Raw genomic sequence first — 26156 nt, forward strand, 5'->3', positions numbered from 1 at the left:
AAGGATGATTTGGAGCTGTGGTTGGAGATACTGATGGGTTAACTCCATCTTTAGCAGACCTTTATTGGGTTTTACTTATTTGGTGCCTGATGACAGCTTCGCTATCACTGGGTCTTGTTATCGATCGCATTGGTTTGAGGAGCCCCATAATAAGGAATAGGCGTATTTACATCCCAATGGCGTCGACCGTTCAACTGGTCCCGCCAACAATCGCTTCAGGGTGGCGTTTGTGAGCGAGTGCTCCTATTTCCGCGACGCGTGTCCCCGGCACGCCGACCAAAAACAACGCTTCTCGATACAACAACGCATCGTGGAATTCGCTCAATTCTGTATCCGGGGCGTGCGCCCAGTACGCTCCTATCACAAACGTTGTGATCACCGTAGCGAGTGTGATGACTGTCAATATGGGCGCAACTGTAGTGAGGCCAAACAATAAGCCGGCCAAAGCGATAACAAACACCGCTAGGTTCGCGCGCCAAAACCAGTGTTCCAGGCGGTGGACAGTATCTCGCGGTTGCCGGTTCGTTGCGGATGGCAGATCGCCAAGGTCAACGGTATCTTTGGCTACTGTGTGCATATGTTGTTTGTCAATGTCAACGGCCAACAGGTCGTCGACCCAACTCTGCGCGTGTACCGCATCGGGCACGACAATATACAGGCTTCGTTTCACAATCGCCTCCTAGAATCACCAATGAATGCTCATATCATTTCGCTACATATAGGACTTGGCTTCCTCGCCAGGATTAGGCAGTCCGGCCACGCGCCATGCTTCCTTGGCGTCATGAAAGAGGTCGGTTACGCAATGCCGCTCCAACCCGTTGGCTAGGCAGACGTGTCGCATGACCGGCAGTGTGCCATGGTTCAGGTGATGCTCTCGCAGGTAATAGATCACATACCAATGGTCATTGGTGAGATTGGGTAATCCATCGAGTTGCGCGATCGACGCAGCCAGTTTCGGGTTCCAAACCGTCGGATTCAGCAGGAAGCCGTCTTCGTCGAAATGCGCGATCGATGCAACCAGCTTCGGGTTCCAAGGCGTAGGATTCAACAGGAAGCCGTCTTCGTCAAATGATGAGTTGTGAGTGTCTAATTGTTGAAGAACCATCAAAGTCACCTCGCCTTATAACTGTGAAAGATTGAATATGGATGCCAACATTCTGAATATCTCTTTTTGCGCGTGCGTCCAGATCTTCAGGGCTACCTGATGGGTGTGACGTCGAGCGAGAGGTGGACGGCGCAGCCAGCGCAGTGGTCGCAGACGGTGTGCCGGTGACGGTTGGCGCATTCATCAGCGGTCAGGCTTTGGTCGGCCAAGAACTGTCGCGGTAAGGCTCGATTATTCAGCAGATCGCTAACCCTGGATAACACAATCACTAGTGGGAGAAAGCAAACAAACCGAGCTGCTTATTCCGGTCTTCTGCTTCATCGCTCTCCGGAGACCATTAAATCCCGCCGACTAATTCGGCATGCAGGCCACCGTCCTTGATATGGCCCAACAAAGTACCAGAATGGACAGCTCGCGAGTCGTAATCTACAACCAGCAGGTGAGGGGTTCTCTCATGAACGCAGGAGCTGACTACGCCGGTAACCTCTGACAGAACGACCTCCATTTCGCAAAGCTGATTAGAGGACAGCAATTCATCTATATGGACTATCACGTTGGCGTTGTAGGTGGTCATATTACTTTTTCCCTTAGGGTTGATCGTTACGCAAAACCGTTGTCGTTAAACTTCAGATAGTCTCTTGGAGCAGATCGCCGTGTACTGACCGGGCGTCAATACAAAAGCTCTTTATTAGAAAGAAAACTTACGAGCTGCACTGTAGCCCCGCATGTGCCGTGGCGAGAATCGGTCAAATGCTGAGTTTTGATAGCCAAAATGCTGAATTTGGACAGCGATATGCGGGGAGGCGATAGCCCGGATCGGTCGGCTGTCGAAATTTTGCGTGTGAATTGTCTGCGTCCACTTCTGAGAAAGCCCGCCACTATTGGGCTCGCACAGTTGGTCCTCAGATCGGCGGTTAACTCAAACCTTCAGCGCTGGCCACCGGGGGATCCGACGGGTTAAAAATCCAGCGTGGTCAGCCCTTGCTGGATGGCGTATTTGGTGAGCCCGGCAATGTTTTGAATGCCGAGTTTTTCCATGATGTGTTCGCGGTGGGTGGCAATGGTCTTCGCGCTCAGGCTGAGGCGCTCTCCAATCTCTTTGGTGCTATGGCCTTCCGCTAGCAACTGCAGCACCGCGCGTTCTTTGTCGGTTAGTATCGAGAATGCCGAGGGAATGGCGTCACTGCTACGTGCCTTGAAATGATTCGCTACCACCTGGCCGATACCGGGACTGAGGTAAACCTGGCCCGACATCACGACGTGGATAGCGCTGACCAGTTCCTCGCTCGCGCAATCCTTGAGCAGGTAACCCGACGCACCGGCTTTCAGCATCGCTGACACAAACTGATTCTCGGCATGCATGGAAAGACAGATAATCCGAACCTCGGAAAGTTGTGCGCGGATTTGGCGGGTGGCCTCGATGCCGTTCAGGGTTGGCATCGAAGCATCCATGACGATCACGTGGGGTTGATGCTCTTTAGCGACCCGCACCGCCTCTAGCCCATTAGCAGCTTCGGCAACGGTCTCCATGTCGGTATGCCGTTCGAGCAATGACCGCAGCCCGTCGCGTACGATGACGTGATCATCAGCCAGTACAATGCGGATTTTCATAATGTGACGCCCCGGCTCAACGGAATTCATGGTTCATCACAGGGGACTATTAACGTAGTTCGCGTGCCATGACCGATGGACGATTCTACATCGAGTTCACCGCCGAGATAGTTCAGGCGCTCTCGGATACTGAAGTATCCGACTCCTCCCTCGGCACTGGGAGCGTCTTTCAGGCGAGTTGTGTCGAACCCGACCCCATCGTCTTGAATTAAGATGTGAAGATGATCATTCACGCATTCGACTGTTAGACTGACGGTGCGCGCCTGCGCGTACTTGGTGGCGTTGAACAACAGTTCGCGCGCAATATCGTAAATCATTAAGTCCTTTTCTTCGCTTACGGGTTTCGCTTGGTTATCGGTCTCAAATACGAACCGGGTATCTTTGTGCTCGGCGTCGAACCACTCAACGAGTTGTTGTAATGCGGCCTCCAATCCCAGTTCCCGCAGCACCGCGGAACTCAACTGGAACGTCAGCGATCGGGTGGCCTGAATCGACTGATCCAACAATGCTTGGCTTTCCATTAGCGATCGTCTGGTGTTGGCGGACAGGTCCGAGTCAAGCACAGCTCGAAGCTTGAGCTTGGCCATCGCCAAAGCCTGACCAACTTGATCGTGCAGGCCGATCGCTACACGTCGCCGTTCTCGCTGTCCAGCCAACGCCAGTTCCGATGCCAAGGTCCGAAGTTGGCGTTGCTGCTCGATGAGCGCTTCATCGGCTTGCTGGCGTTCGGTAATATCCTGCCCCACGGCGATGACGCCGGTAGGTACGCCGGCGACATCGAGGATACGGCTGATACTCCACAGTAAGACCCGTTGTTCCCCGTCGGGTGTTCGAACAGGGTTTTCAAAAGACCGCGTCGGGAATCCGTCAAGGATCCGTTTGATGTTGTCGACAACGAGTTTCTGGTGGGCCTTGGGAACAAACAGCTGGATATAGTCTTGTCCCAGAACTGATGCTCGCTGTCGCCCGTACAATCGCACAGCCGCACGATTGAATTCGAGGATGCGGCAATCCGGCGATAAGCAAACAATCACGCTCGGCCCTGCCTCAATAAGAGACATGAATCGCTGTGCGATTTCACATGCACCGCATCCCGCTGTGTTGATTTCCGCTGGATCGTGATTCCGACGGGAACACTCGTCCGATGAGCAAGTCGGTGCTGCCATTTTTCGTCTTCTCTTTTCCAAAATTAACGTTCACTCATGGAATCACGGTCCGTGTCACTCGGTACGAGAGGCGTCAACGGGCTTGAAGACGTGAGCGCTATCGACAGATCTAGCGATTCGGAACGCGCGATGGAGAGGCAACGCTCTTCTAAAAAGTATAGGCGACAGTTGCACGAGAAACAAAAGGGTCAGACTCGATTGATTAGGATTCCCGGATTAACAATCACAGTCACCTCCACTACCTGTTGCCTCGATGACACGAATCACTTCCAGTCAACCTGATCCTTGAGCCCCACCGACGGTTTGCCGATCTCCGTCACGTTGGCGTGGTGGTATCACCAGCCGATTGCATAGAAGCCAAAATAGGCTTTTATGGGCGAACAAATAAAAATTTTGTTAGTAATAAATGACTATCAATTCCTGAAATATTTTCTCTTGAGGCGGGAATTATACGAAAAGGCAATATAAAACATTAATAATCAATGACATATTCCATATGCGGCCCGGAGCGCAAATATTGGCACGCAATCTGACTAACCCTTGGTATACGAACACAAACTCAATAGAGCACCGGGGAGCATCAGCATGGGTATCAGGGCAATGTCGATCGCCGCGTTGACCGTGACATTGGCAGTTATCGGCATGACGAATGCCTTGTCGAATACCCGAGGTCCCCAGTCGGTCGAGACCAGGACGATCGAACCACTGACCTGGGTCTTGGATAGACCACGCCCCACCTCTCCCACCGTCAGTCGCGACTCGAATCCCGAGCACATCGTACCTGCCGAGCCGGAGACGCCGGTCGCTACGAGGGACGCCGATTCCTCCGGGGGAGCGGCAAACGCAGGCCGGGGCGACCCGGAAAAACACCCTGAGAGGGACGAACCGACGCGTGAGACCCGAATCGATTCCTGGTCCCCGGGTCCGCAGGTGAACCCGGGGGCGCTGCTCTACATCAACGGCAGAAACCTGTCGCAGATCGAGGTCTACCTCGACGGAATTCCCCTGGAAGTGGAGGCGCGGAGGGAGTGGGCGCCGGACTTGCAGTTGCCAGACTATGCTGTGACCGGCCCGCTCGGATACTACGACCCGGCAACGTCCGAGTATCGCGTCCTCGCGGATAGCTTCGCCGTCAAGGACGTGTAACCCGAGGTTATCGATGCCGCCGTGCCGCATCGATCGCCAGGTTTCCGATCCAACGGCAGGAAGCAAGCGAATCGCTGCCTCGCCGGCGGTTGGTAACGCGGCCCTCTCGATGATGCGCCACGGCCAGTCCTTCAGCGCGCAGGGCATTTGCCCATCGAACCGACCGGCGAGCCCTGTCATGCCACGTTAATATTTCACACCGGACGCTCGGGAATCGTTACAGCCCCCGCGCCGGCGGCTGCCTAGAATCTTCTCCGCACCGTCACGCACGAGAACGTGCGCCCCGAAGATCATCCACGGAAGGAGAAACCTCATGCGCAAGGAATCCGGCGCCACGCTGATCGAACTGGTCGTCACCCTCGGTATCGCCGCTATCCTGACCACCCAGGCTGTCGCGGGACTCTCGCGGCTCGTCCGGGTCAATCAATTGACCACCGAGACGAACCGTATGATTTCCGCGCTGGCGCTTGCCCGCTCCGAGGCAATAAAGCGCGGTGTGCGCGTAACCGTCTGCGGGAGCACCCACGGCAGCGCCTGCGATGTACCCGGGGGTTACGAACAGGGCTGGGTGGTTTTCGAGGACCGGAACAACGATGCCCGGATCGGTGAGGACGAATCGATCATATCCTTCTATAACGCCAACAAGGACGACTCATTGACCATTCGCGGTAACCGACCCGTCGCCAGCTACGTTTCCTACGTGTCCTCCGGGGTCAGTCGTCGTATCACCGGGGGATTTCAGGCCGGCTCGATCACATTGTGTAACGAAGCCGCGGGTAGGAAGATCGTAATCGGCGCGACTGGCCGAGCCAGAGCGGTCGAGACGACTTGCCGATAACCCTCGTTCCCTCATCGCCCCCTGATTCCATTTTCACGGTTATCGACTACTCTCTAGTGAAACATGCCGGACTGGTAAGGCGCGCCTGGTGACTCCCCGGGAAATCCGAACATCGCCTCGAACCCCCCGGGGATTCGGTCAGAACCGATGTGCCCAGGGCTGACTCATCACATCGGTCGATCTGCTCCGGGGTATCCGACAATTGTCGTGCGCCGACCACGACCGGCCCTTGCCGACGGAGAGTCACACTGACCGCGACCCACACCTGGGTCTGCTGACAGCGCCTACGGGCACCGAATCATCCAGGAGTCGGAATTTCCGTTCGAACAACACTTAAACAAGTAACAAGTAATGGCGGCGCTGCACTGGTAACGGCCTGTCCACTGCAATGCACCGGTCGTCGTAAATCCGGCCGCCGGTCAGTCAATTTCAACCGATTGTTTGCTCCAGGATTTCAAGCCGACTCCCCTGGATATAATGCCAAAATGATGAAAACGCAGACTGGAGTCACATTGATCGAGATGATGATTGCGCTCGCGGTACTCGCATTTCTGATCACCGTGGCGATACCGGGATTTCAGGAGCTGTTTCGCGGGAACCGCGTCGTCACCCAGGCAAACCAGGTCCTGCACGGGCTGGCACTGGCGAGAAGCGAGGCCGTCAAGCGCAGCGCCCCGATCACCATCTGCAAGAACAACGGCGCCTCTCCCCCCGGCTGCAACAACGCCAACAACAACGTCTGGGAGTCCGGGTGGATCATCTTCGCCGATGCCAACGGCAACGGGGCCTACGACGCCGGAGAGGAGATTCTCGTCGAGGATGCGACGGCAGCCGGTTACTCGGTCCGCACCACGAATAACTACCAGACGATCCAGTTTCTGCCGAACGGGACCCCCAATTTTTCCGACACCTTCAAGGTGTGCAGGCCGGACGCCGATACACAGAAGTCACGCAGCGTGACGATCAACGCCATCGGGCGGGCTTCGGTAACCGAAGGCACGACGGCGTGTCCATGAACGTAAGCACCTTAAGACCGGATTGCGTTGGCCGAAACAGGTTAGACCCTCATCGGCTACTGATTGCGAGCGGCGGCTATACGCTGATCGAGATCCTCGTCTCGGTGCTGGTGCTGGCGATCGGCCTGCTCGGACTTGCTCAGCTTCAGCTCATGTCCATCCAGAACACACACAGCTCGCATCTGAGAAGCATCGCGACCGCGTTGGCCTATGACATGGCGGACAGGGTTCGCGCCAATCCGGCGGGCTTTCAGACCGGGGCCTATAACAATCCCGCCGCGACCCAGGACGCGAGCTGCCTCGCCGCGGGTTGCGCTCCGGGCGCGATGGCAGGACACGACGCCTTCGAATGGCAGACCGACGTTGCCGCGCTACTGCCTTCCGGCGCGGCGGTCATCTGCCTGGACAGCACACCGAACGACGGCATACCGGGGACACCCGACTGCGACGGCGGCGGTCAGATCTACGCCATCAAGATCTGGTGGGCCGATGACAAGACCGGCAACCTCCAGCAATTCGTCACGAACTTCGAGCCATGAGTCACTCCTTCGCCAGCAAGCATGACACGACACAGGACGGCTTTACGCTGGTCGAACTCCTGATAGGCATGGTCATCGGCCTGTTCCTGATGGCCGTCGTCGTACAGCTTTTCCTGAGCAACAAGCAGGCCTACCGGCTCCAGGAGCAGCTCGCCCGCGCCCAGGAGAACGGTCGTTTCGCACTGGAATTCATCTCCCGTGATCTCAGGCAGGCGGACTTCTGGGGCTGCGCCCAACCGGGTGCGATCCAGAACCTGCTGGATGCCGACGGTGACGCCAGCGACAACGGATGGGACGAGGCCGGCTCCGGGTTCGATCTGATGGAGGCGGGAAACCTGCTCGGCATCAAGGGTCTGCCGGGCGGATATCATGTTGCCGCCGCGGCCGCCAATGTGGCGGGGCTGCCGAATGCCGACGCGGTTACGATCGTCGGCGCGACGGGCATGCCGGCGCAGGTAGCGGCCACCATGCCCGGCATCGCCTCCCCGGTCACCATTGCCGCCAATCCCCAGGGGATCGCACCGGGCGACCGGGTCATCGTCTCCGATTGCCAGGGAGGCGACCTCTTCATGGTGACCAACGACACCGACGGCAATCCACTGACACTCGAACACGCCAGCACGGCCGGCAACGACAACGCGAGCGGTTCGCTGCAGAGGACCTACGACGCGACCGCGCAGGTCTATCCGGTGCAGAGCGTCACCTACTCGGTGGACGTCAGTAACGGGGTTCCCGTGCTGCGCAGGAGCGACATATCCAATGCAAATCAACCCGTGGTCGAAGGGGTCGAGAAGATCAGGGCGCTGTTCGGGGAGGACACCACCGGCGACGGCACCGCCAACCGCTATGTGACGATCAATAACGTTATCGACCTGACCGCCATCGTCAGCGCCAGGATCTGGGTGATGGTGCGTACCGACGAAGAGATCAACGATGCACCGGTGCCGGTCACCTTCGCGGGCACGACGATCACGCCGACGGACCGGCGAAGCCGCCGTGTGTTCACGTCGACGATCTCCCTGAGGAACCGGCTGCAATGAGCTTCCACCCCGTTCGTCCTTCGGGCACCGCTTTCCAGGATATGACCCGTTCGCGTCAACAGGGCGTCGTCCTTGTCGTCACCCTGATCTTCCTCGTCATCCTCACCCTGGTCGGCGTCACCGCGATGCGCTCCACCGTCATGGAGGAGAAGATGGCGGGCAACATGCGCGATCGCAGCCTGGCCTTCCAGGCGGCCGAGTCGGCACTACGGGACGCGGAAAACTTTATCAATGGCGTGGCCATTATCACGGCATTCGACGGAAACAATGGCCTACTTTGTGAAGACAACCCGACGTGTCCCGAACCCGATTACACCGCGGTAAATACCTGGCAGGGGACGAATTCGAGAGAGTATGCCGGGGGTGGAACCGCGATACCCGGCGTCAGTACCCAGCCCCGGTACGTCATCAAGTTTCTCGGACGATCCGCGGGTAGTGTCGCTGGCGGTGGGGTAGGAGCCATCGGCGGCTACGGCAAGCCGACGTTCGTACCGCAGGTGAGCTACTTCAAGGTCACGGCGCGGGGCGTGGGCCAGAGCCCGAATTCACAGGTCGTGCTGCAAACCTACTATGCCAGGACGGGCCTGTAATCCAGCAGCCACCGGTCGAGAAAGCGATGACCACGGTCAGGACGTATCATGAACAGTAATACGCAACGAAAATTGAGCCTCATTCTGAGTGCGCTGGCGGTGTCGCTGCCTGCCCAGGTCGGCATCGGTCACGCCGCCCCCGGTACGCTGGCGCAAAGTCCGCTGTTCCTCGGGACCAGCGTCCCGCCCAATATTTTCTTTGCGCTCGACGACTCAGGCAGCATGGACTGGGAGGTCATGACCCTGGATCTCGCTAACGGTGGCCTGTTCAGCGGTTCCCAACCGGACGGAACCGAACCTGCGTCCGCTGGCCCTGTGAAGCACCGGCCAAACTGCAATTTCTCCAGTGAAGGTCGCTACGGTTACGAATATGGAGTTGAGTTCGGCAGCAACACTTACGACGACGGCAGCAACGACTGCAGGACGGCGGACGAAGAAGCCTGGCGCTTCCGGAACAGCGATTTCAACGCCCTCTATTTCAATCCCAACGCGGATTACGAACCCTGGAAAGGGCGCGACTCGAGCGGCAACGCCTATGCCGATATCGCCATTACTAACGCGCCCGACAACCCTTACATTCCCGGCGAATTCATCGATCTCACCCGCCACAACACGAACTGGAACGGATCGGGGCACGATACCAGCGATCGCGACGGCGACGGTCTTGCGGATGGTTTTCGTTTCTACACCTGGACCGACAAGGATGGCGACGGCCTGTTCGACAATGGAGAGCAGACGGAGTATCAGATCGGCAAGGTGACCGCTGCACAGGCCGCGCAATGGGGCAAAACGGTTGCCGAACTGCAGCAGGACTTCGCCAACTGGTTCAGCTATCACCGCAGCCGGGAGTTCGTCGCAAAAGCCGCGGTATCCGAACTGATCTGGGACTCGACGAACCGCATGGGCATGGCTACCTTGAATAACAACAACAGTGTCGGCACGCCGATCACCGACATGACCGTGACGGCCAATCGGGACGCTTTGCTGAGGCAGCTTTCCCGTCTCCACTCGTCCAGCGGCACACCCCTGCGGCGGCTGTTGAGAAACACGGGACGGTATTTCGACCAGGGCGGCAGCAATTCCGACCACAGCGTCCTTGGATTTACCAACGCCAGCCCCATCCTTTCGCAAGCCCAAGGCGGAGAGTGCCAGCAGAACTTCGCGGTGCTGATGACCGACGGGCTGTGGAACGGGGGCAGCCCCGACGTCAATCACCAGGACAAGGACACCACCAATCAGTGGGTGGACAACTGGCACAGGGACAACGTCGCAAACACGCTGGCCGATGTCGCGATGAAGTATTACAAGACCGACCTGTCCAGCCTGACGGGCAAGCTGAAGTCGCTTCCTGGCGTGGATGAGAACACCGAGCAGCATCTCGTCACATTCGGCGTCGCGTTCGGCGTAAACGGCACCGTCACGACGAATCCGACCAACAAGAACCTCGATTTCAACTGGCCCCAGCCGTCAGCGGACCAACCCACGACGGTCGACGACCTTCGCCATGCCGCCTGGAACGGCCGCGGACGATTTCTTTCCGCCAAGAATCCGCAGGAATTGATCAGCGCCCTCAAGTCGACCTTTGCCGCTATCGAAGACCGCAGTGGTAGTGCGGCGGCCGTGACCTTCAACACCAGCACGCTGGACACCGATTCGCAGGTGTTCGTCTCGCAGTTCGACAGCGCCCGCTGGAAGGGGAACGTACTGGCCTACGACCTGGATCCGTCAAACGGCAACGTCTCGGCCACGCCGGACTGGCGTGCCGCCGACGTGCTCGACGCGATGGCCAGCCCGGCCCAGCGGGTCATCTACACCTCGAACGCCACCGACGGGATACTGTTCGACGTCGCGACGGCCTTGGCCAGCCCCGCACTGATGGAATCGCTGCAACTTCAGGATCTGATCACGAATCCGGACGGCACCAGCGACACCTCCCCCTGGGCCGAGTCCATCGCGCGGATGGAGTACATCCGGGGCGACCGCAGCCACGAGACCCCAGGCTCCACCTACGATTTCCGCCAGCGTGACAGCAGGATGGGTGACGTTGTCCACTCGGCGCCCCAGTACGTCGGCTACCCGCAACTCGACTGGCCCGACGTCGCACCGTTTCCTTCGGCGAACGGCACCCGGTATTCGGACTTCGTCTCCACCCTGACGTCCACACCCAGGACCGGCATGCTCTACGTTGGCGCCAATGACGGCCTGCTGCACGGGTTTCGGGTCACCGACGGACAGGAGCTGATGGCCTATATTCCCGGTGCCGTCTTTTCGGACCTCACCGCCGGAGGGTTGCACTACCTCACCGACGCGGCCTACGCGCACAACTATTACGTGGACAACACACCCGCGGTCAGCGATGTCTACGTGAAGACCTCTGTGGCGGGCACCCCCTCCTGGCGCACCTTGCTGGTGGGATCGCTGCGCGGGGGAGGGCGCGGGGTGTTCGCGCTGGACGTGACCGACCCCTCCAGTTTCACCAACGACGCCACCGGGGCGGCCGCCAGCGTACTCTGGGAATTCACCGGCGCGGACGACGCCGACCTTGGCTACACCTTCAGCGAACCCACGATCACGATGATGAACAATGGCAAGTGGGCAGTCATCTTCGGAAACGGCTATAACGACTCCGGCTCGGGGTCGGCGCAGCTGTTCATCCTGTTCGTCGAGGAAGGTCTCGACGGCACCTGGACCCTTTCCAGCGACTACCTGAAGCTCGATACGGGCAACAATGCGGGAGGTTCGGGCAACGGTCTGAACTCTCCCGCCGTCGCCGACCTGGACGGCGATTCCGACGCGGACCGCATCTACGCGGGCGACCTGCAGGGTAATCTCTGGGTGTTCGACGTATCCGACGCATCGAGTGCGAACTGGGCCGTGGCCTATTCGGGCAATCCGTTGTTCAATGGCCCGAATACCCAGCAGATCACCAGCAAACCCGTCCTGATGCGCTTGTACAACGTGCCGAACACGGCCAACAACACACCTAACGTGATGGCGTTCTTCGGAACCGGGCAATACCTGACGCAGGCCGACAATTCCACGACGACACAGCAGAGCTTCTACGGGGTCTGGGACGCGGGCACAGGGAATCTCGGCACCGGGAACCTGGTGCAGCAGACCTTCATCAACGACGCCGCGTTCCCCGCCGATGTGCGGGTGCTGTCCTCGAACAGCGTGACCTACACCGAACCGCCCAGCGGCGGGAACTACGGCTGGCGCATCGATCTGCCCGATTCCGGCGAACGCGTTGTAGTCAATGCCGTTGTCCGGGACGATGTGGTCTTCTTCAACACCCTGACACCCAGTATCTCTATCTGTTCGAGCGGTGGCTCGGGTTACCTCATGTCGGTCGACCTCGCAAGCGGTGGCAGCCCGCCCGTCCCGGTGGTCGACTACAACCGCGACAACAAGATCACCGCCGCGGACATGGTGAACGACTCGAACTCGGTCGCCTATGCCGTGGCCGGAGAGAAGTTTCCCCACGGCATACCGGCGGGGTCCGGGTTCCTGAGCGATTACCAGTACACCGCCGGCACCGGGACGACCGGTCAGCCGATCAAGCGCATGATTGTTCCGCTGGGCACCGAGAATACCGGCAGGCTGTCCTGGCAGGAGCTCACCGCACAGTAATGACCTCCATAACAGGAAAACCGAATTCCAGGAATCATCCTATGAAGATTACGCTTCAGATCGTGCTACCGCTCCTTGTGCTGATACCCGTACTTGCCGCCGCGCAGTATGGCGACCCGCGTCGCGCAACAACCGATGCGTCCGTGGTATCCTCCCCGGCCGATGTCTTGCCCTACCGCGGTCGCGTAGACGACGTGAATATGGGGGAACGGAGCCTCGTCATCGACGACCGGACCTTCACGCTCGATCCGAATGTCCGGGTCTATTCGGGCGACTTCAGGACGGCCTTGCCGAGACAGATCAGAAAGGGACAGGGCGTAAAATTCAGTGCCCGTGGAACATCACGGCCCGTGATTACCGGAATCTGGATCATGCCGCCCTCCGAATATCGTAAACTGGAACGACGCGAAGCGAAAGAGGAGTAGCGCGACCGCGCAGCGTATGTGAAATCGAATCCGTCTAAATCTTGCGGTAAACCACGGGAAGTGACAATTCCATGTCCAGAACAAAAACTGCGTCCGGTTTCACGCTGATCGAACTGATGATCGTCGTCGCGATCATCGCGATCATCGCGACCATCGCCTATCCCACCTATACCGATCAGGTCAGAAAGGCGCGGCGGACCGAGGCGAAGGCGTTCCTGATGGCGGCGGCGGCGAGGCAAGAAAGGCTGTTCACCAATACCGGCGCCTATACCAACAACATGACTACCCTGGGTTACGGTAACAATCCGGAAACGACCGAGGACGGGTGGTACAGCGTCGCGGCCACGGCACCCACGACGACAACCTTTGTCCTGACTGCGACACCACAGGGTGCTCAGGCGGCCGACGGCTGCGGCAACTTCACCCTGACCCAAGCAGGGGTTAGGGGCGTGAGCGGCACCCTTACCGTCACCGACTGCTGGTAAGGCCGACGGCCAACCAGACAGTATCCTGGCGTTTCAGGCCGTGCCGCTGCGCAGGTCCCTGGGCAGGCTGAACACGACCTCCTCGCGAATCCCGTCGAACTCCACGACATCACCCACGCCCCGCGCCTTCAGTGTGGACACCACGTCATCCACCAGAACCTCCGGTGCCGAAGCCCCGGCCGTCACGCCGATATTGTGCTTGCCTTCGAGCCAGGCGCCCTCGATCTCGCCCGCGTTGTCGATCAGGTAGGATTCGACGCCGCGCTTCGATGCGATCTCCTGGAGGCGGTTCGAGTTGGAACTGTTGCGCGATCCCACCACCAGGATCAGATCGCACTGCTCGACGAGCTGCTTTACGGCGTCCTGGCGGTTCTGGGTCGCGTAACAGATGTCGCTCTTACGGGGCCCGACGATGTTTGGAAACCGGCCTCGCAACGCGGCGATCACCTCGGCCGTATCGTCCATCGAGAGCGTCGTCTGCGTGACGATCGCCAGCCTGTCGGGGTTCTTTACCGACAGACCGTCGATGTCCGCGACGGTCTCGACCAGATGGATCGTCCCGCCGTTGTCTTTCGTACACTGTCCCATGGTGCCTTCCACCTCGGGGTGGCCGGCGTGACCGACCAGGATGGTCTCCCGGCCCTCCTCGCAGTAGCGTGCCACCTCCAGATGCACCTTGGTCACCAGGGGACAGGTCGCATCGAACACCCTCAGGTCTCGCTTTTCGGCCTCGTCCCGCACCTCGCGTGACACGCCGTGCGCGCTGTAGATTACCGTTGCACCCATCGGCACTTCGGCCAGCTCCTCGACGAACACCGCGCCCTTCTCCCTCAGGTCATCCACGACGAACTTGTTGTGAACGACCTCGTGGCGCACATAGATGGGCGCGCCGAACATCTCCAGCGACTGTTCGACGATCTCGATCGCACGATCCACACCTGCGCAGAATCCGCGCGGGTTGGCAAGCATGACTTTCATTTCGGGTTCGACTCGTCGGATGATCAATGGAGAAATTATACCCGAGACCCGACAACCGGGCAGGAAGCGGTCTCAGCGGGAGTCCGATGCGGGGGTGATCGCGAGGATCTCGACCTCGCACCGCAGGGTACGACCCGCGAGCGGATGATTGAAGTCGACCTCGACGAATTCCGCTCCGGTGGCGACGACGGCCCCAGGGGTCGCCATGCCTCCCGGGGTCTGAAACTCGATGATCTGTCCCCGCTCCAGGGGCATGTCCTGGGGGAAATCGGAACGCGGCATCCGGTGGACCGCCTGCGGATCGCGGGTCCCGAATCCTTCGGCCGGGGAGATGGCGAACGACTCGCGGGCCCCCGCCGCCAACCCGTCCAGCAACCGTTCGATACAGGCGTGGACGTCACCCTCGCCGATGACGATCTCCTCCGGCTCTCCGGCGAAGGTGTCTTCCACCACGAACCCGTCCTCGAAGGTCACCCGGTAGTGCAGGGTTACACGGCAACCCGGCCCCATGGTTGCGTTTGTCACGCCCCCCGTCCCGGACCGGCGGGATTCGTCTCGACCTTATGGAAGAAGATCTGCACGAAGATCAGGATCGCCGCACCCACGGTGATGGCGGCGTCGGCAATATTGAAGGTCGGCCAGTGGTAGGTTCGAAAGTAGACATCGATGAAGTCGATGACATATCCGTAAACCAGGCGGTCGATCAGGTTTCCCAGCGCCCCGCCCAGGACCAGCGCCAGCCCCGCCGCGGTCCAGACCCGGTCCCGCTGGAGACCCTTGATCCAGAACACGATCAGCGCGCTGATCGCGATCGCGAGCAGGCTGAAGAACCAGCGCTGCCATCCGCCCGCATCGCTCAGAAAACTGAACGCCGCGCCCTTGTTGTACACCAGCGCGATGTTGAACAGGGGCACCACGGGTACCGGCTGGTGAAGACTGAGCGTCGCCAGCGCCACCTGCTTGCTCGCCTGGTCCACCACGATCACGGCCGCGGTCAGCCAGAGCCACCTAAGCATACCTTCTCACCTCTCCCGGCCCGTCCACGTTGTCGACGCAGCGACCGCACAGTTCCGGGTGCGCCTGGTGGCGGCCCACAGCCTCGCGACGGTGCCAGCAACGCACGCACTTGGCGTGCGCGGAAGGTCCCGCGACGATCGCCAGAAGCCGTCCCTCTCCCGCCGTCGCCTCGACGGCGCCATCGGGGCGGGTGTCGAATCCGTGCAAGCGGGCATATGAGGTGATCAGCAGGAATCGCAGCTCGTCCTCGAGCCGCGCCAGCAACTCACGCAACGGCCCATCGCAGAAGATGTCGACCTCGGCGTCCAGAGACGAACCGATATCGCCAGCCACTCGCAGCCGTTCGAGTTCCTTGCCGACGGCATCCCGGACCGCGATCAGCGTCTGCCACTCCCCATGCGAGAACCGAGAGGTCTCGTCGAGGGGGAACAGCCCCTCATACCAGGTCGAGAGCAGCACGGATTCGCTCCGCTCCCCGGGGATCTCTCGCCAGATCTCCTCCGCCGTGAAGCTCAGGACCGGCGCCAGCCAGCGAGCGAATGCCTCGACGATGTGGTACATGGCGGTCTGCGTCGATCGCCGCGCCAGGCTGTCCGCACCCGTGGTGTATTGTCGGTCCTTGACGATATCGAGATAGAACCCGCCCATCTCGATGGTGCAGTAGTTGTGCAGACGCTGAAAAACGTGATGAAAGGCGTACTCGTCGTAGGATCGAACCACTGCTTCCTGCATCCGATCGGCCGAATCCACCGCCCAGCGGTCAAGTGCGAGCATCTCCCCGGGAGCGACCAGGTGCCTGGCCGGGTCGAATCCGTTCAGGTTGGCCAAGAGGAACCGGGCCGTGTTGCGGATCCTGCGGTAGGCGTCCGAGACACGTTTCAGGATCTCGTCCGAGACCGCCATCTCGGCACTGTAGTCGGCGCCGGCGACCCAGAGTCTCAAGACATCGGCGCCCAGACTGCTGACCACCTTCTGGGGTGCGACGACGTTGCCCCGCGACTTCGACATCTTCTGTCCCTGCGCATCCACCGTGAATCCGTGGGTCAGGCAGGCCCGATACGGGGGACGGCCCCGGATCGCCAGGGAGGTGAGGAGCGAAGACTGGAACCAGCCCCGGTGCTGATCGGATCCTTCGAGGTAGAGGTCGGCGGGGACCTGGAGGTCTTCCCTGCGCTCCAGCACGCAGAAATGGGTCACGCCTGAGTCGAACCAGACATCCAGGGTATCGGTGACCTTCTCGTAATCGCCGACCTCGTCGCCGAGGAGTTCGGAGGGCTCGAGGTCGTACCAGGCGTCGATCCCCTCGCGCTCGACGCGCCGCGCGACCTCCTCGATCAGGCGCGCTGTCTCGGGATGGGGTTCGCCGGTCTCCCGGTGCGCGAAGATGGCGATGGGCACGCCCCAGGTCCGTTGCCTGGAGATACACCAGTCCGGACGTCCGTTCAGCATCGATTCGATCCGTGCCCGGCCCCAATCGGGCAGCCAGGTGACCTGCGGGACCGCGTTCATGGCGGCCTCGCGTAAACCTGCCCTGTCCATGCTGATGAACCACTGGCGCGTGGCGCGGAAGATGATCGGGGTCTTGGTGCGCCAGCAGTGCGGATAGCTGTGGGTGATGGTCTCGTGGTGCACCAGCGCCCCGCGTTCGCGCAGCACCTCCAGCACATCCTTGTCCGCCTTCAGCACGGACAGACCCTCGAACAGGGGCGTGCCCGCGACGAAGCGCCCGTTGGCGTCCACCGGATTGTCCACCTTCAGATCGTAGCGGCGGCCGACCTCGTAGTCCTCGACGCCGTGCCCGGGTGCGGTGTGGACCGCGCCGGTGCCGGAATCCGCCGTCACGTGGGTGCCGGTGACGATCGGCACCGTGCGCTCGTAGAACGGATGCCGCAACTCGAGCAGGTCGAGTGCCGCCCCGGCGCAGCGGCCCACCACCTGACGCTCGACGTCGCCGAAACGTGCCATGACCTCATCAACCAGTTCGCTCGCCAGCAACAGACGCTCCGTCCCCTCGCCCAGATCGGTCTGAACCAGGACATACTCGAGATCGGGGTGCAGCGATACGGCCCGGTTCGCCGGCAGTGTCCAGGGCGTCGTCGTCCAGATAACGACCGAGATCCGGCCCTCACCCCCGGCCCCGCAACGCCTGGCGAACTCATCCTGATCCACGGCAACAAAGCGCACATCGATCGCCTGCGACTCCTTGTCGTGATACTCGACCTCGGCTTCGGCCAGGGCGGAGGCACCACCGACGCTCCAGTAGACGGGCTTTTCCCCGCGTTGCAGGTGACCGTTCTCGATGATCTCCCCGAGAGCCCTGATGACGTCCGCCTCGAAGGCGGGATCCATCGTCAGGTACGCAGACTCCCACGCGCCGAGCACGCCGAGACGCTCGAAATCCTTGCGCTGACTCGCGACCTGTCGCGCCGCGAAATCCCGGCAGGCCTGGCGGAAGGCCTTGTGATCCACCTTGACGCCCGGCTTGCCGATCTTCTTTTCCACCTGAAGTTCGATGGGAAGGCCGTGACAATCCCAGCCAGGCACGTACGGGGCGTCGTACCCACCCAGGATCCTCGCCTTGACGATAATGTCCTTGAGGATCTTGTTGACGGCGTGGCCGATGTGGATATCGCCGTTCGCGTAAGGCGGACCGTCGTGGAGAATGAAACGCGGCCGCCCCCTGGCGGCCTCCCTGATCTTCTCGTAGATGCGATCCTCGCGCCATTGGCGGAGCATCTGCGGCTCGCGTTGCGCGAGGTTGCCCCGCATGGGAAACCGTGTCTTCGGAAGATTGAGTGTGTCTTTGTATTCAGCCATATCGGCGAGTCTTCTGGTCTACCGGCACATCCGGACCGGGTTGCCGCGAACCGGCAGGGCATCGGTCACGCGACGAATCAACGACCGGCACGCGTCGCGAAATAGGACCGGGCGGCTTCGACATCCACCTCGATCTGTCGGATCAGGGCCTCCACCGAATCGAACCGCTTTTCGTCACGCAGCTTATGCTGGAACTCCACGTCCACGTGCCGCTGATAGATGTCCCGGTCGAAATCGAACAGGTGGACCTCTAGCCGCTGCTCCACCCCGCCGACGGTCGGGCGCCGGCCCACGTTCGCCACGCCGGGAAGCGGCTCACGATCCAGGCCGTACATCTCCACGGCATAGACGCCGATCACCGGCGATACCTGCCTGGCCAGCTGGATATTCGCGGTCGGGAACCCGATGGTCCGGCCACGCTTGTCGCCATGGGTCACCTTGCCGCTCATCCGATAGGGACGCCCGAGCAGCATCTCCGCGGCCGAGAGGTCGCCGACCTCAAGTGCCTTTCGGATTCGCGTGCTGCTCACCCTGTTGCCATCGATTTCGAAGGTGTGCATATGCGCCACGTCGAAGCCGTACCGTCGGCCCGCCTGCTCCAGGGACCCGAAATCGCCACCCCGTTCCCGGCCGTATCGAAAGTCGTCCCCCACCACGAGGTAGTTCACTCCCAGGCCATCGACCAGGATGCGCCGGACGAATTCATCGGGCGCCATATTCGCCAGCCCTCGATCGAAACGCATACACAGGAGCCGGTCCACGGAGAAACGCCGCAGGGCCAGTACCTTTTCGCGGAAACGCGTCAGGCGGGCTGGCGATTTCGCGCCCGCGAAGAACTCACGCGGCAACGGCTCGAAGACAATGACCTGCGTGGGCAATCCCCGCTCGGCGCCCTTGTTCGCCAACTGGCCAAGGACGGTCTGATGGCCGAGATGAACCCCGTCAAAATTCCCGATCGTCGCGACACAACCCCGGTGTCGGGGTCGAAGATTGTGGAGGCCCCGTATCAGTTCCATGCCGATGGACAAAGTATCTCAGTATATCGGAATTTTCGGGGACGTTAAGCTACTCGGCCTGCCGGAGCAGGAGATGCCGCGGCCGAATCCCGAGCGCGTAGAGCGTCGCGACATAGGTGCCGGCCCCGAGCGTGATCAGCGCGCCCAGCACCAGTCCCCGCTCCCAGGCGAGCCACGCACTCCACTCGGCCAGTGCCGGCGAGGTGGACCACAGCACCCCCCCCATCACCGTGGCCGCCACGGCGATACGCCGGGACAGGCCAGACCAGCCGGGGGAGGACCGGAAGGTCCCCTGCCCGCGGAGTCGGCGAAACAGGAGCCCGGCGTTCAGGCAGGCGGAGAGCGAGGTGGCAAGCGCGAGTCCCGCGTGGGGTCCGGGGATTCCCAGCAGGAACCAGGGGACCACGAAGCTGACGTTGAGACCCATGTTCGCGAGCATGGCGATGATGCCGATGCGCACCGGGGTCCGCGTATCCTGTCGGGAATAGAATCCTGGCGCAAGCACTTTGATCAGGATGAAGGCCGGCAACCCGACCGCGTAGGCCATCAGACTCAGCCGCGCCATCTGGGTATCGGAGAAACTGAAGGCCCGGTACTGGATCAGGGTCACCAGAATGGGCCCTGCCAGCATCACCAGACCCACCATCGCCGGGACCGCGATGATCAGTGCCAGACGCAGGGCCCAGTCCATGGTCTCGCTGAAACCTTGCGGGGTGTCGCGGGAATGCTGGCGCGACAGCCTGGGCAGGATCACCGTCCCGATCGCGACCCCGAACAGCGCCAGCGGAAGCTCGACGAAACGGTCCGAGAAGTAGAGCCAGGAGATACTGCCCGCAGCGAGGAATGAGGCGATCAGGGTGTCGAACAAGAGGTTGATCTGGACCACGGAGGTACCGAACAGCGCGGGGACCATCAGCTTGAGGATCCGCCGTACGCCCTCGTGCGCCCGGCGGAATCTCGGACGGGGCATCACACCGAGCCGGTAGAGAAACGGCGCCTGAAACGCCAGTTGCGCGAATCCCGCGACGAACACCCCCCAGGCCAGCGCCGTGACCGGTTGCTCCATGCGCGGGGCGAGCAGAAGCACAGCGCCGATCAGGGACAGGTTCAGCAATACGGGGGTGAAAGCCGGGACCGCGAATCGCCCGAGGCTGTTCAGGATGCCACCGGCCAGCGCGGTCAGGGAGATGAACATCAGGTAAGGAAAGGTGATGCGCAGCATCCCCGAGGCCAGCGAGAACTGTGCCTGGTCCCCGACGAATCCCGGTGCGAACACCGCGACGATAAGAGGCGCTGCAATGATCCCGAGCCCGGTCACGCCCCCCAGCACCAGGGTGAGGGTGCCGGCGACGTGATCGATCAGGTCCCGAAGATCCGCGCGGTTGCGCTGCTCCCTGTACTCGGTGAATACCGGAACGAAGGCCTGGGAAAATGCACCCTCGGCGAACAGGCGTCTCAGCAAATTCGGTATCCGAAAGGCGACGAAGAAGGCGTCGGTCCCGCCGGTGGCACCGAACGAGATCGCGATGACCACGTCCCGCAGGTACCCGAAGACACGCGAGACCATCGTCATCGCGGACACCACGGCCGTTGATTGAAAGAGTTTCCGGCTCAAACGTTTTCTGTCCCCGTCGGCATCGCCGGTATCGTGAAACCTCCAGGCGGAGGCTGGCCGTAGATAGGCGCGAAGTTTCGGTCAGACGGACCTTCCCGGCAAGTCCGAGCTGTCGGGTTGGGTACCTTCCGACACCCTGGCCGTCATGTTCGCCTTGCGGCGAGTCGTTGACTTTGGGCGGGAACCTTCGCATAGTATGCGGCTTTTCAGCGACAGGTCTTTATCGGAGCATCCCTTGGCTAATATCGCCTCAGCAATCAAGCGCGCGCGGCAGTCGGAAAAGCGCCGCAACCTCAATCACAGCCAGAAGTCTAGTATGCGCACCCACGTCAAGCGTGTGCTCAACGCGGTCAGGGAAGGCGACAAGGAGAAAGCGGCGGCCGCGTATACATCCGCGGTGCCCATCATCGATTCCAGCGTCGGCAAGGGTTTCCTGCACAGGAACACGGCGGCACGGCAGAAAAGCCGCCTGAATGCCAAGATCAAGGCCATGTGAGACCTGCGCAAAATCGCCGGACACCGAAAGGCCGACCCGCCAGGGCCGGCCTTTTTCATTGCGCGGCTACGACCTCGCGCGACGCGCCGGCTCAACCCCCGCCGCGCCCGGCTTCCCTCACAGTCCGGTCCATGACGCTCCCCCTTCCATAACGACCAAATTGTCCCGGTGGATAAGTTCCGGTTCGCCGACATAGCCCAGCAGGGACTCGATTCGACCACTCGGATGGCCCATGATCGAACGCGTCTCCTGGGCGCCGTAATTGATCAGACCCCTGGCGACCTCGCGCCCTCTCTCGTCCCGGCACACCACCATCTCGCCGCGCTGGAATTCGCCGTGCACACCGGTCACCCCGATCGGGAGCAGGCTGCGCCCCGAGGACCGCAACACGCGCACCGCGCCATCGTCGATCTGCACCATGCCCGCGGCGCGCAACTGGTTCGCCAGCCACTGTTTTCGAGCCGCCAGCGGCTCCTCGACGGGCAGCAATCGGGTGCCGATCGCCTCGCCCGCGTGGATGTCCTCCAGCACCCTCGCCCGGTAGCCGGGGGCAATGACGGTCGTCGTACCGGAACGCGCCGCGCGCCGGGCGGCACTGACCTTGGTTACCATGCCGCCCAACCCGAGCGTCCCACCGCTGGGACCGGCGACCCTGTCCAGTATGGGATCGTCGACGCGCGCGGACTCGATCAAGCGTGCGTTCGGGTTGTGCACCGGATCGCTGTCGAATACGCCGTCGCGGTCGGTGAGGATGACCAGTCGCTGCGCGCCCACCAGATTGGCCACCAGTGCGGCAAGCGTATCGTTGTCACCGAAACGGATCTCGTCGATCGCGACCGTGTCGTTCTCGTTCACGACCGGAATCACACCTAGGGACAGCAATTTGCACAGGGTGGAACGTGCGTTCAGGTACCGGCGCCGGTCCTTCAGGTCCTCATGGGTGAGAAGCACCTGCGCGCTATGCATGCCATGGGTCTTGAAATTGGTCTCGTAGGCCTGCACCAGCCCGGCCTGGCCGACTGCGGCCGCAGCCTGGAGCTCGTTCAATGCATGCGGCCGCACGGCCCATCCGAGACGGGCCATCCCCTCGGCCACCGCACCGGAAGACACCAGCACGATCTCGGTTCCCTGCTCCCTGAGCCGGGCGATCTGGTGCGCCCACAGCGCGATGGCGTCGGTGGCCAGGCCTCGGCCGTTGCGCGTGATCAGCGCACTGCCTATCTTCACGACCCAGCGGGCGGTCCCTGAATTGTCCCTGTTTGTAGCCAATCTATCGTTCGAGAAATTTCCAGATATCGTACTTCAGGGTCTCCGTCCCTTCGCCGGTCGCGGCCGATATCCGGTAGACGGGCAGGTCCCGGCCAATTCGTTCGACGATCGCCTCGCAGTGCGCTTCCCTGCCGGACTCGGGCAACAGATCGATCTTGTTCAACACCAGCCAGCGCTCCCGATCGTACAGCCCTGCGCCATGGCGGGACAACTCGTCTTCGATCGTCCTCACCGCGGCAGCCGGGTCGCTCGCAGGATCGAGCGGCGCCACATCGACCAGGTGCAAGAGCAGGCGGGTTCGCGACAGATGCTTCAGGAAGCGGGTCCCGAGCCCGGCGCCTTCCGCGGCCCCTTCGATCAAACCAGGGACATCGGCCATCACGAAACTCTCGTGCTCGCCGAGACTGACCACACCGAGATGTGGCTGCAAGGTCGTGAACGGGTACTCCGCGATCCGCGGGCGCGCCGCCGAAAGCCTCGAGATCAGTGTCGATTTGCCGGCGTTCGGCAGCCCCAACAGGCCGACGTCGGCGAGCAGCTTGAGTTCCAGGAATAGCGTACGGGACTCTCCCTCCGTGCCCTGCGTACTCTGCCGGGGCGTGCGGTTGGTCGAGCTCTTGAAACGGGTGTTGCCGAGCCCGTGGCGCCCGCCCTCGGCAACGAGAATCTCCTGCCCGTCACGCAACAGATCGCCGATAAGTTCCCCGGTATCGGCATCCCGCACCACCGTACCCCGGGGTACGGAGATTCGCAGGTCCTCTCCCTTGCTCCCGGTCCGGTTGCGCCCGGAGCCATCCTGCCCGCGCCCCGCATTAAGGCGGCGCGTGTGGCGGAAATCGGCCAGAGTATTGATGGACTTGTCGGCCTTCAGGTATACGCTGCCCCCGTCTCCCCCGTCACCACCGTCGGGACCACCGCGCGGAATGTACTTCTCCCGGCGAAAGCTGACGCATCCGTGGCCGCCGTTGCCCGCCCCGACGGTGATGGTGGCCTCGTCGATCAGTTTCATGGTCGTGAATTCCGGCTCCTGTCCGATTCGCCCTGCCTCGGTAGCGAAACTGCAACGCATGTCTGTCTTCAACCGCGTCGGAAACGGCTGGTCAGGGAAATCCCGCACGAAAAAAGCCCCGCAGGGGGGCTTCACGAAGACCATATGGGACCGGGGTGCGGTCCCTGAGCGTTTCAGGCCGGTTGCACGCTGACGAACTTGCGCTTCCTGGGCCCCTTGGTCTCGAATACGACACTACCGTCGGCCGTGGCGAACAGCGTATAGTCCCTGCCGCAACCGACGTTGCGTCCGGGATGAAACCTGGTGCCGCGCTGGCGCACGATGATGCTGCCGGCAGTGACGGCCTGTCCGCCGAATCGCTTCACGCCGAGCCGCTTGGACTCTGAATCGCGACCGTTGCGGGTACTTCCGCCTGCTTTTTTATGTGCCATCTCGGACCCTGCTTACCTGGTAATTCCGGTGATCTCCAACTCGGTGTAACCCTGCCGGTGACCCATCTGCTTTCTGTGGTGATTGCGCCGGTTGAACTTGATGATCTCGATCTTCTTGCGGCGCCCATGCGACCTGACTGTCGCGGTCACCTTGCCGCCGTCGACACGAGGCGCTCCGATCTCGACGTCGTCACCTTCACCGATCATCAGCACCTCCTCGATATCGACCGAGTCACCTTCTTCGGCATTCAGCTTTTCGACGCGAATCACGTCTCCCTCGGACACTCTGTACTGCTTTCCGCCGGTCGAAATCACCGCGTACATAACCCAGATCTCCTCAAACCCGCATCGGGAGCCGATTGGTCCCCCGGAGAAAGACGGCGGATTTTATCCGCACGCTGCCAACAGGTCAATCCATTCCTTGACGACGACTGACGGCCTCCCTAGCATGCTCAGCCGGACAGCTCCTCCCCCAAACACCATGGTCGTAGAACAAATCACAGCGCTGGTGTCCGCCGACATGTCCGCGGTAAATGACCTCATTTACCGTAGACTGCATTCGGAGGTCGCACTCATTAACCAGCTCGGCAACTACATCGTCCAGAGCGGCGGAAAGCGTCTGCGCCCGATGCTGGTGCTGCTGAGCGCACGCGCCTGTGGGTACGGCGGCCGGATGCACATCCACCTGGCGGCGATCATCGAGTTCATTCACACCGCGACGCTGCTGCACGACGACGTGGTCGATGCGTCCGAACTGCGGCGCGGGCAGGAGACCGCAAATACCTTGTGGGGCAACGAGGCGAGCGTGCTGGTCGGCGATTTCCTTTATTCGCGTGCCTTCGAGATGATGGTGGAGGTAGATGACATGCGTGTCATGGATATCCTCTCCCACGCCACCAACACCATCGCGGAAGGTGAGGTCCTGCAACTGCTGAACTGCCACGATGCCGACACGACCGAGGCGCGCTACATGGAGGTGATCCAGTCCAAGACCGCCAAGCTGTTCGAGGCCGCCAGCCAGCTCGGCGCGGTGCTGGGTGGATTGGCGCGCCAGCAGGAAGACGCCATGGCGAACTACGGCATGCACCTGGGAACCGCATTTCAACTGATCGACGACGTACTCGACTACAGCGCCTCCAGTTCCGAGATGGGCAAGAACATCGGTGACGACCTGGCAGAGGGGAAGCCCACGCTACCGCTCATCTACGCCATGCATAGCGGAACGGAATCCCAGGCCGGCCTGATCCGCAAGGCCATCGAGGAAGGCGGACTGGAAAAGATCGACGCGGTACTGGAGGCGATTGAATCTACGGGAGCCATTGCTTACACTGATCGGATTGCGCGCAGGGAGGCCGATAGCGCGATGACTTCGCTCCGGGGGCTGCCGGATTCCGAGTTCAGGGATGCGCTCACCGCGCTGGCGGAGTTCTCGGTGCAGCGCAAGTACTGATCGATTCGGAGTGTAGCTCAGCCTGGTAGAGCACTGCCTTCGGGAGGCAGGGGTCGGAGGTTCGAATCCTCTCACTCCGACCAGTTCAGACATCCTCGTGAATCGTCATTTCCGCGTTGCGGGTTCCGAAGCATCCAAGCCGACATTGAAAACCCCTGCGGACCGACACCCGTGGCGGATCCCCACGATTGCCACAGCCCCCGGTACACGTCGCGTTTTATCGGGTCCTCCCAGCGCCGTGTTGAACCTTGCCAGCCAATCAACGGCCTGGTCGGTCGCGAGGCACGGATCGAACAGATGGACACCACATCGGAACCGGTGACACGGAAAACGCGGATCTTCAACCGTTATCCCCGCACATCGGGGGTCTTGCTGGCCGTCGTCTTTCTGTTGATCGCCGACCTATCGCTCGGTGCCGCGTTCAGGATGATCACGGGAGACAGCTTCTATTATTCCGTGATCGACAA

At 61.2% G+C, this 26156-nt stretch carries 26 protein-coding genes, 1 tRNA gene and 1 pseudogene; 13 read left to right on the top strand and 15 right to left on the bottom strand.

Annotation, left to right across the window (positions count from 1 at the left end; translation table 11 throughout):
• Positions 1-190: 190 nt before the first annotated feature.
• From LJE91_15000 to LJE91_15020, 5 genes are all read right to left on the bottom strand, one after another.
• Positions 191-670 carry a hypothetical protein gene (locus LJE91_15000; GenBank protein ID MCG6869983.1) on the bottom strand — a complete coding sequence of 160 codons (480 nt, stop codon included), beginning with the start codon at positions 668-670 and terminating at the stop codon, positions 191-193.
• A gap of 42 nt (positions 671-712) precedes the next feature.
• The gene (locus tag LJE91_15005; GenBank protein ID MCG6869984.1) at positions 713-1105 is read right to left on the bottom strand and encodes a TusE/DsrC/DsvC family sulfur relay protein; all 393 of its coding nucleotides are present in this window, start codon (positions 1103-1105) and stop codon (positions 713-715) included.
• Positions 1106-1442: 337 nt separating this feature from the next.
• A complete protein-coding gene (locus LJE91_15010) occupies positions 1443-1679 on the bottom strand; it encodes a heavy-metal-associated domain-containing protein (GenBank protein MCG6869985.1) in 237 nt (78 codons plus the stop codon).
• Positions 1680-2062: 383 nt separating this feature from the next.
• The gene (locus LJE91_15015) at positions 2063-2746 is read right to left on the bottom strand and encodes a response regulator transcription factor (protein MCG6869986.1); all 684 of its coding nucleotides are present in this window, start codon (positions 2744-2746) and stop codon (positions 2063-2065) included.
• The gene (locus tag LJE91_15020) at positions 2743-3882 is read right to left on the bottom strand and encodes a PAS domain S-box protein (GenBank protein ID MCG6869987.1); all 1140 of its coding nucleotides are present in this window, start codon (positions 3880-3882) and stop codon (positions 2743-2745) included. Before LJE91_15020 ends, LJE91_15015 begins: the two co-directional genes overlap by 4 nt.
• Before the next feature lie 585 nt (positions 3883-4467).
• Between LJE91_15020 and LJE91_15025 the strand changes: the two genes are divergently transcribed.
• The 10 genes and pseudogenes from LJE91_15025 to LJE91_15070 all read left to right on the top strand — a co-directional run bounded on the left by LJE91_15025 (position 4468) and on the right by LJE91_15070 (position 13591).
• The gene (locus LJE91_15025) at positions 4468-5028 is read left to right on the top strand and encodes a hypothetical protein (protein MCG6869988.1); all 561 of its coding nucleotides are present in this window, start codon (positions 4468-4470) and stop codon (positions 5026-5028) included.
• 313 nt (positions 5029-5341) lie between these two features.
• The gene (locus tag LJE91_15030) at positions 5342-5866 is read left to right on the top strand and encodes a GspH/FimT family pseudopilin (protein MCG6869989.1); all 525 of its coding nucleotides are present in this window, start codon (positions 5342-5344) and stop codon (positions 5864-5866) included.
• Positions 5867-6351: 485 nt separating this feature from the next.
• Positions 6352-6882 (top strand): GspH/FimT family pseudopilin, encoded by a 531-nt coding sequence (locus tag LJE91_15035; protein ID MCG6869990.1) that lies wholly within the window; start codon positions 6352-6354, stop codon positions 6880-6882.
• Positions 6879-7421 carry a type IV pilus modification protein PilV gene (gene pilV, locus LJE91_15040; protein ID MCG6869991.1) on the top strand — a complete coding sequence of 181 codons (543 nt, stop codon included), beginning with the start codon at positions 6879-6881 and terminating at the stop codon, positions 7419-7421. Before LJE91_15035 ends, pilV begins: the two co-directional genes overlap by 4 nt.
• Entirely contained in the window at positions 7418-8461 is a 1044-nt protein-coding gene (locus LJE91_15045; GenBank protein ID MCG6869992.1) for a PilW family protein, read from the top strand. The genes pilV and LJE91_15045 overlap by 4 nt, the downstream gene beginning before the upstream one ends.
• Positions 8458-9051: a hypothetical protein gene (locus LJE91_15050; GenBank protein ID MCG6869993.1), complete on the top strand. Its 594-nt coding sequence runs from the start codon at positions 8458-8460 to the stop codon at positions 9049-9051. Before LJE91_15045 ends, LJE91_15050 begins: the two co-directional genes overlap by 4 nt.
• A 48-nt stretch (positions 9052-9099) precedes the next feature.
• On the top strand, positions 9100-12681 hold the full coding sequence (locus LJE91_15055) for a hypothetical protein (protein ID MCG6869994.1): 3582 nt from the start codon (positions 9100-9102) through the stop codon (positions 12679-12681).
• A gap of 41 nt (positions 12682-12722) precedes the next feature.
• Positions 12723-13106, top strand: coding sequence for a hypothetical protein (locus LJE91_15060; protein ID MCG6869995.1), 384 nt, complete (start codon positions 12723-12725; stop codon positions 13104-13106).
• A 71-nt stretch (positions 13107-13177) separates the two neighbouring features.
• A pseudogene (locus LJE91_15065) lies at positions 13178-13306 on the top strand (prepilin-type N-terminal cleavage/methylation domain-containing protein).
• Positions 13307-13324: 18 nt separating this feature from the next.
• Positions 13325-13591 (top strand): type IV pilin protein, encoded by a 267-nt coding sequence (locus LJE91_15070; protein MCG6869996.1) that lies wholly within the window; start codon positions 13325-13327, stop codon positions 13589-13591.
• A 33-nt stretch (positions 13592-13624) separates the two neighbouring features.
• On the opposite strand, the gene ispH is transcribed toward LJE91_15070, so the two are convergent.
• From ispH to murJ, 6 genes are all read right to left on the bottom strand, one after another.
• Complete coding sequence (ispH, locus tag LJE91_15075) at positions 13625-14569, bottom strand: 4-hydroxy-3-methylbut-2-enyl diphosphate reductase (protein ID MCG6869997.1); 945 nt, start codon at positions 14567-14569, stop codon at positions 13625-13627.
• 72 nt (positions 14570-14641) lie between these two features.
• Complete coding sequence (locus LJE91_15080) at positions 14642-15094, bottom strand: FKBP-type peptidyl-prolyl cis-trans isomerase (GenBank protein MCG6869998.1); 453 nt, start codon at positions 15092-15094, stop codon at positions 14642-14644.
• A complete protein-coding gene (gene lspA / locus LJE91_15085; protein ID MCG6869999.1) occupies positions 15091-15585 on the bottom strand; it encodes a signal peptidase II in 495 nt (164 codons plus the stop codon). The genes LJE91_15080 and lspA overlap by 4 nt, the downstream gene beginning before the upstream one ends.
• Positions 15578-18403, bottom strand: coding sequence for an isoleucine--tRNA ligase (gene ileS / locus LJE91_15090; protein ID MCG6870000.1), 2826 nt, complete (start codon positions 18401-18403; stop codon positions 15578-15580). The genes lspA and ileS overlap by 8 nt, the downstream gene beginning before the upstream one ends.
• Positions 18404-18480: 77 nt before the next feature.
• Entirely contained in the window at positions 18481-19419 is a 939-nt protein-coding gene (ribF, locus tag LJE91_15095) for a bifunctional riboflavin kinase/FAD synthetase (protein ID MCG6870001.1), read from the bottom strand.
• Between the two features lie 49 nt (positions 19420-19468).
• Positions 19469-21034 (bottom strand): murein biosynthesis integral membrane protein MurJ, encoded by a 1566-nt coding sequence (gene murJ / locus LJE91_15100; protein MCG6870002.1) that lies wholly within the window; start codon positions 21032-21034, stop codon positions 19469-19471.
• A gap of 235 nt (positions 21035-21269) precedes the next feature.
• Between murJ and rpsT the strand changes: the two genes are divergently transcribed.
• Positions 21270-21530, top strand: coding sequence for a 30S ribosomal protein S20 (gene rpsT, locus LJE91_15105; protein MCG6870003.1), 261 nt, complete (start codon positions 21270-21272; stop codon positions 21528-21530).
• A 117-nt stretch (positions 21531-21647) separates the two neighbouring features.
• On the opposite strand, the gene proB is transcribed toward rpsT, so the two are convergent.
• From proB to rplU, 4 genes are all read right to left on the bottom strand, one after another.
• Positions 21648-22799, bottom strand: a complete 1152-nt coding sequence (gene proB, locus LJE91_15110) for a glutamate 5-kinase (GenBank protein MCG6870004.1) — start codon at positions 22797-22799, stop codon at positions 21648-21650.
• A 1-nt stretch (position 22800) separates the two neighbouring features.
• Entirely contained in the window at positions 22801-23808 is a 1008-nt protein-coding gene (cgtA, locus tag LJE91_15115; protein MCG6870005.1) for an Obg family GTPase CgtA, read from the bottom strand.
• Positions 23809-23981: 173 nt separating this feature from the next.
• A complete protein-coding gene (gene rpmA, locus LJE91_15120) occupies positions 23982-24239 on the bottom strand; it encodes a 50S ribosomal protein L27 (GenBank protein ID MCG6870006.1) in 258 nt (85 codons plus the stop codon).
• Positions 24240-24251: 12 nt separating this feature from the next.
• Entirely contained in the window at positions 24252-24563 is a 312-nt protein-coding gene (gene rplU, locus LJE91_15125; GenBank protein ID MCG6870007.1) for a 50S ribosomal protein L21, read from the bottom strand.
• Positions 24564-24720: 157 nt separating this feature from the next.
• Between rplU and ispB the strand changes: the two genes are divergently transcribed.
• On the top strand, positions 24721-25689 hold the full coding sequence (ispB, locus tag LJE91_15130) for an octaprenyl diphosphate synthase (GenBank protein ID MCG6870008.1): 969 nt from the start codon (positions 24721-24723) through the stop codon (positions 25687-25689).
• 6 nt (positions 25690-25695) lie between these two features.
• Positions 25696-25772, top strand: a tRNA-Pro gene (locus LJE91_15135).
• Positions 25773-26156 lie beyond the last annotated feature (384 nt).

This window comes from Gammaproteobacteria bacterium (assembly GCA_022340215.1).
Classification (GTDB): Bacteria; Pseudomonadota; Gammaproteobacteria; order JAJDOJ01; family JAJDOJ01; genus JAJDOJ01.

Bases quoted from the DNA above. Each gene is read 5' to 3' on its own strand.
- LJE91_15005 (MCG6869984.1), bottom strand. From the start codon at position 1,105: ATGGTTCTTCAACAATTAGACACTCACAACTCATCATTTGACGAAGAC.
- LJE91_15010 (MCG6869985.1), bottom strand. From the start codon at position 1,679: ATGACCACCTACAACGCCAACGTGATAGTCCATATAGATGAATTGCTG.
- LJE91_15015 (MCG6869986.1), bottom strand. From the start codon at position 2,746: ATGAATTCCGTTGAGCCGGGGCGTCACATTATGAAAATCCGCATTGTA.
- LJE91_15020 (MCG6869987.1), bottom strand. From the start codon at position 3,882: ATGGCAGCACCGACTTGCTCATCGGACGAGTGTTCCCGTCGGAATCAC.
- LJE91_15025 (MCG6869988.1), top strand. From the start codon at position 4,468: ATGGGTATCAGGGCAATGTCGATCGCCGCGTTGACCGTGACATTGGCA.
- LJE91_15030 (MCG6869989.1), top strand. From the start codon at position 5,342: ATGCGCAAGGAATCCGGCGCCACGCTGATCGAACTGGTCGTCACCCTC.
- LJE91_15035 (MCG6869990.1), top strand. From the start codon at position 6,352: ATGATGAAAACGCAGACTGGAGTCACATTGATCGAGATGATGATTGCG.
- pilV (MCG6869991.1), top strand. From the start codon at position 6,879: ATGAACGTAAGCACCTTAAGACCGGATTGCGTTGGCCGAAACAGGTTA.
- LJE91_15045 (MCG6869992.1), top strand. From the start codon at position 7,418: ATGAGTCACTCCTTCGCCAGCAAGCATGACACGACACAGGACGGCTTT.
- LJE91_15050 (MCG6869993.1), top strand. From the start codon at position 8,458: ATGAGCTTCCACCCCGTTCGTCCTTCGGGCACCGCTTTCCAGGATATG.
- LJE91_15055 (MCG6869994.1), top strand. From the start codon at position 9,100: ATGAACAGTAATACGCAACGAAAATTGAGCCTCATTCTGAGTGCGCTG.
- LJE91_15060 (MCG6869995.1), top strand. From the start codon at position 12,723: ATGAAGATTACGCTTCAGATCGTGCTACCGCTCCTTGTGCTGATACCC.
- LJE91_15070 (MCG6869996.1), top strand. From the start codon at position 13,325: ATGGCGGCGGCGGCGAGGCAAGAAAGGCTGTTCACCAATACCGGCGCC.
- ispH (MCG6869997.1), bottom strand. From the start codon at position 14,569: ATGAAAGTCATGCTTGCCAACCCGCGCGGATTCTGCGCAGGTGTGGAT.
- lspA (MCG6869999.1), bottom strand. From the start codon at position 15,585: ATGCTTAGGTGGCTCTGGCTGACCGCGGCCGTGATCGTGGTGGACCAG.
- ileS (MCG6870000.1), bottom strand. From the start codon at position 18,403: ATGGCTGAATACAAAGACACACTCAATCTTCCGAAGACACGGTTTCCC.
- ribF (MCG6870001.1), bottom strand. From the start codon at position 19,419: ATGGAACTGATACGGGGCCTCCACAATCTTCGACCCCGACACCGGGGT.
- cgtA (MCG6870005.1), bottom strand. From the start codon at position 23,808: ATGAAACTGATCGACGAGGCCACCATCACCGTCGGGGCGGGCAACGGC.
- rpmA (MCG6870006.1), bottom strand. From the start codon at position 24,239: ATGGCACATAAAAAAGCAGGCGGAAGTACCCGCAACGGTCGCGATTCA.
- rplU (MCG6870007.1), bottom strand. From the start codon at position 24,563: ATGTACGCGGTGATTTCGACCGGCGGAAAGCAGTACAGAGTGTCCGAG.
- ispB (MCG6870008.1), top strand. From the start codon at position 24,721: ATGGTCGTAGAACAAATCACAGCGCTGGTGTCCGCCGACATGTCCGCG.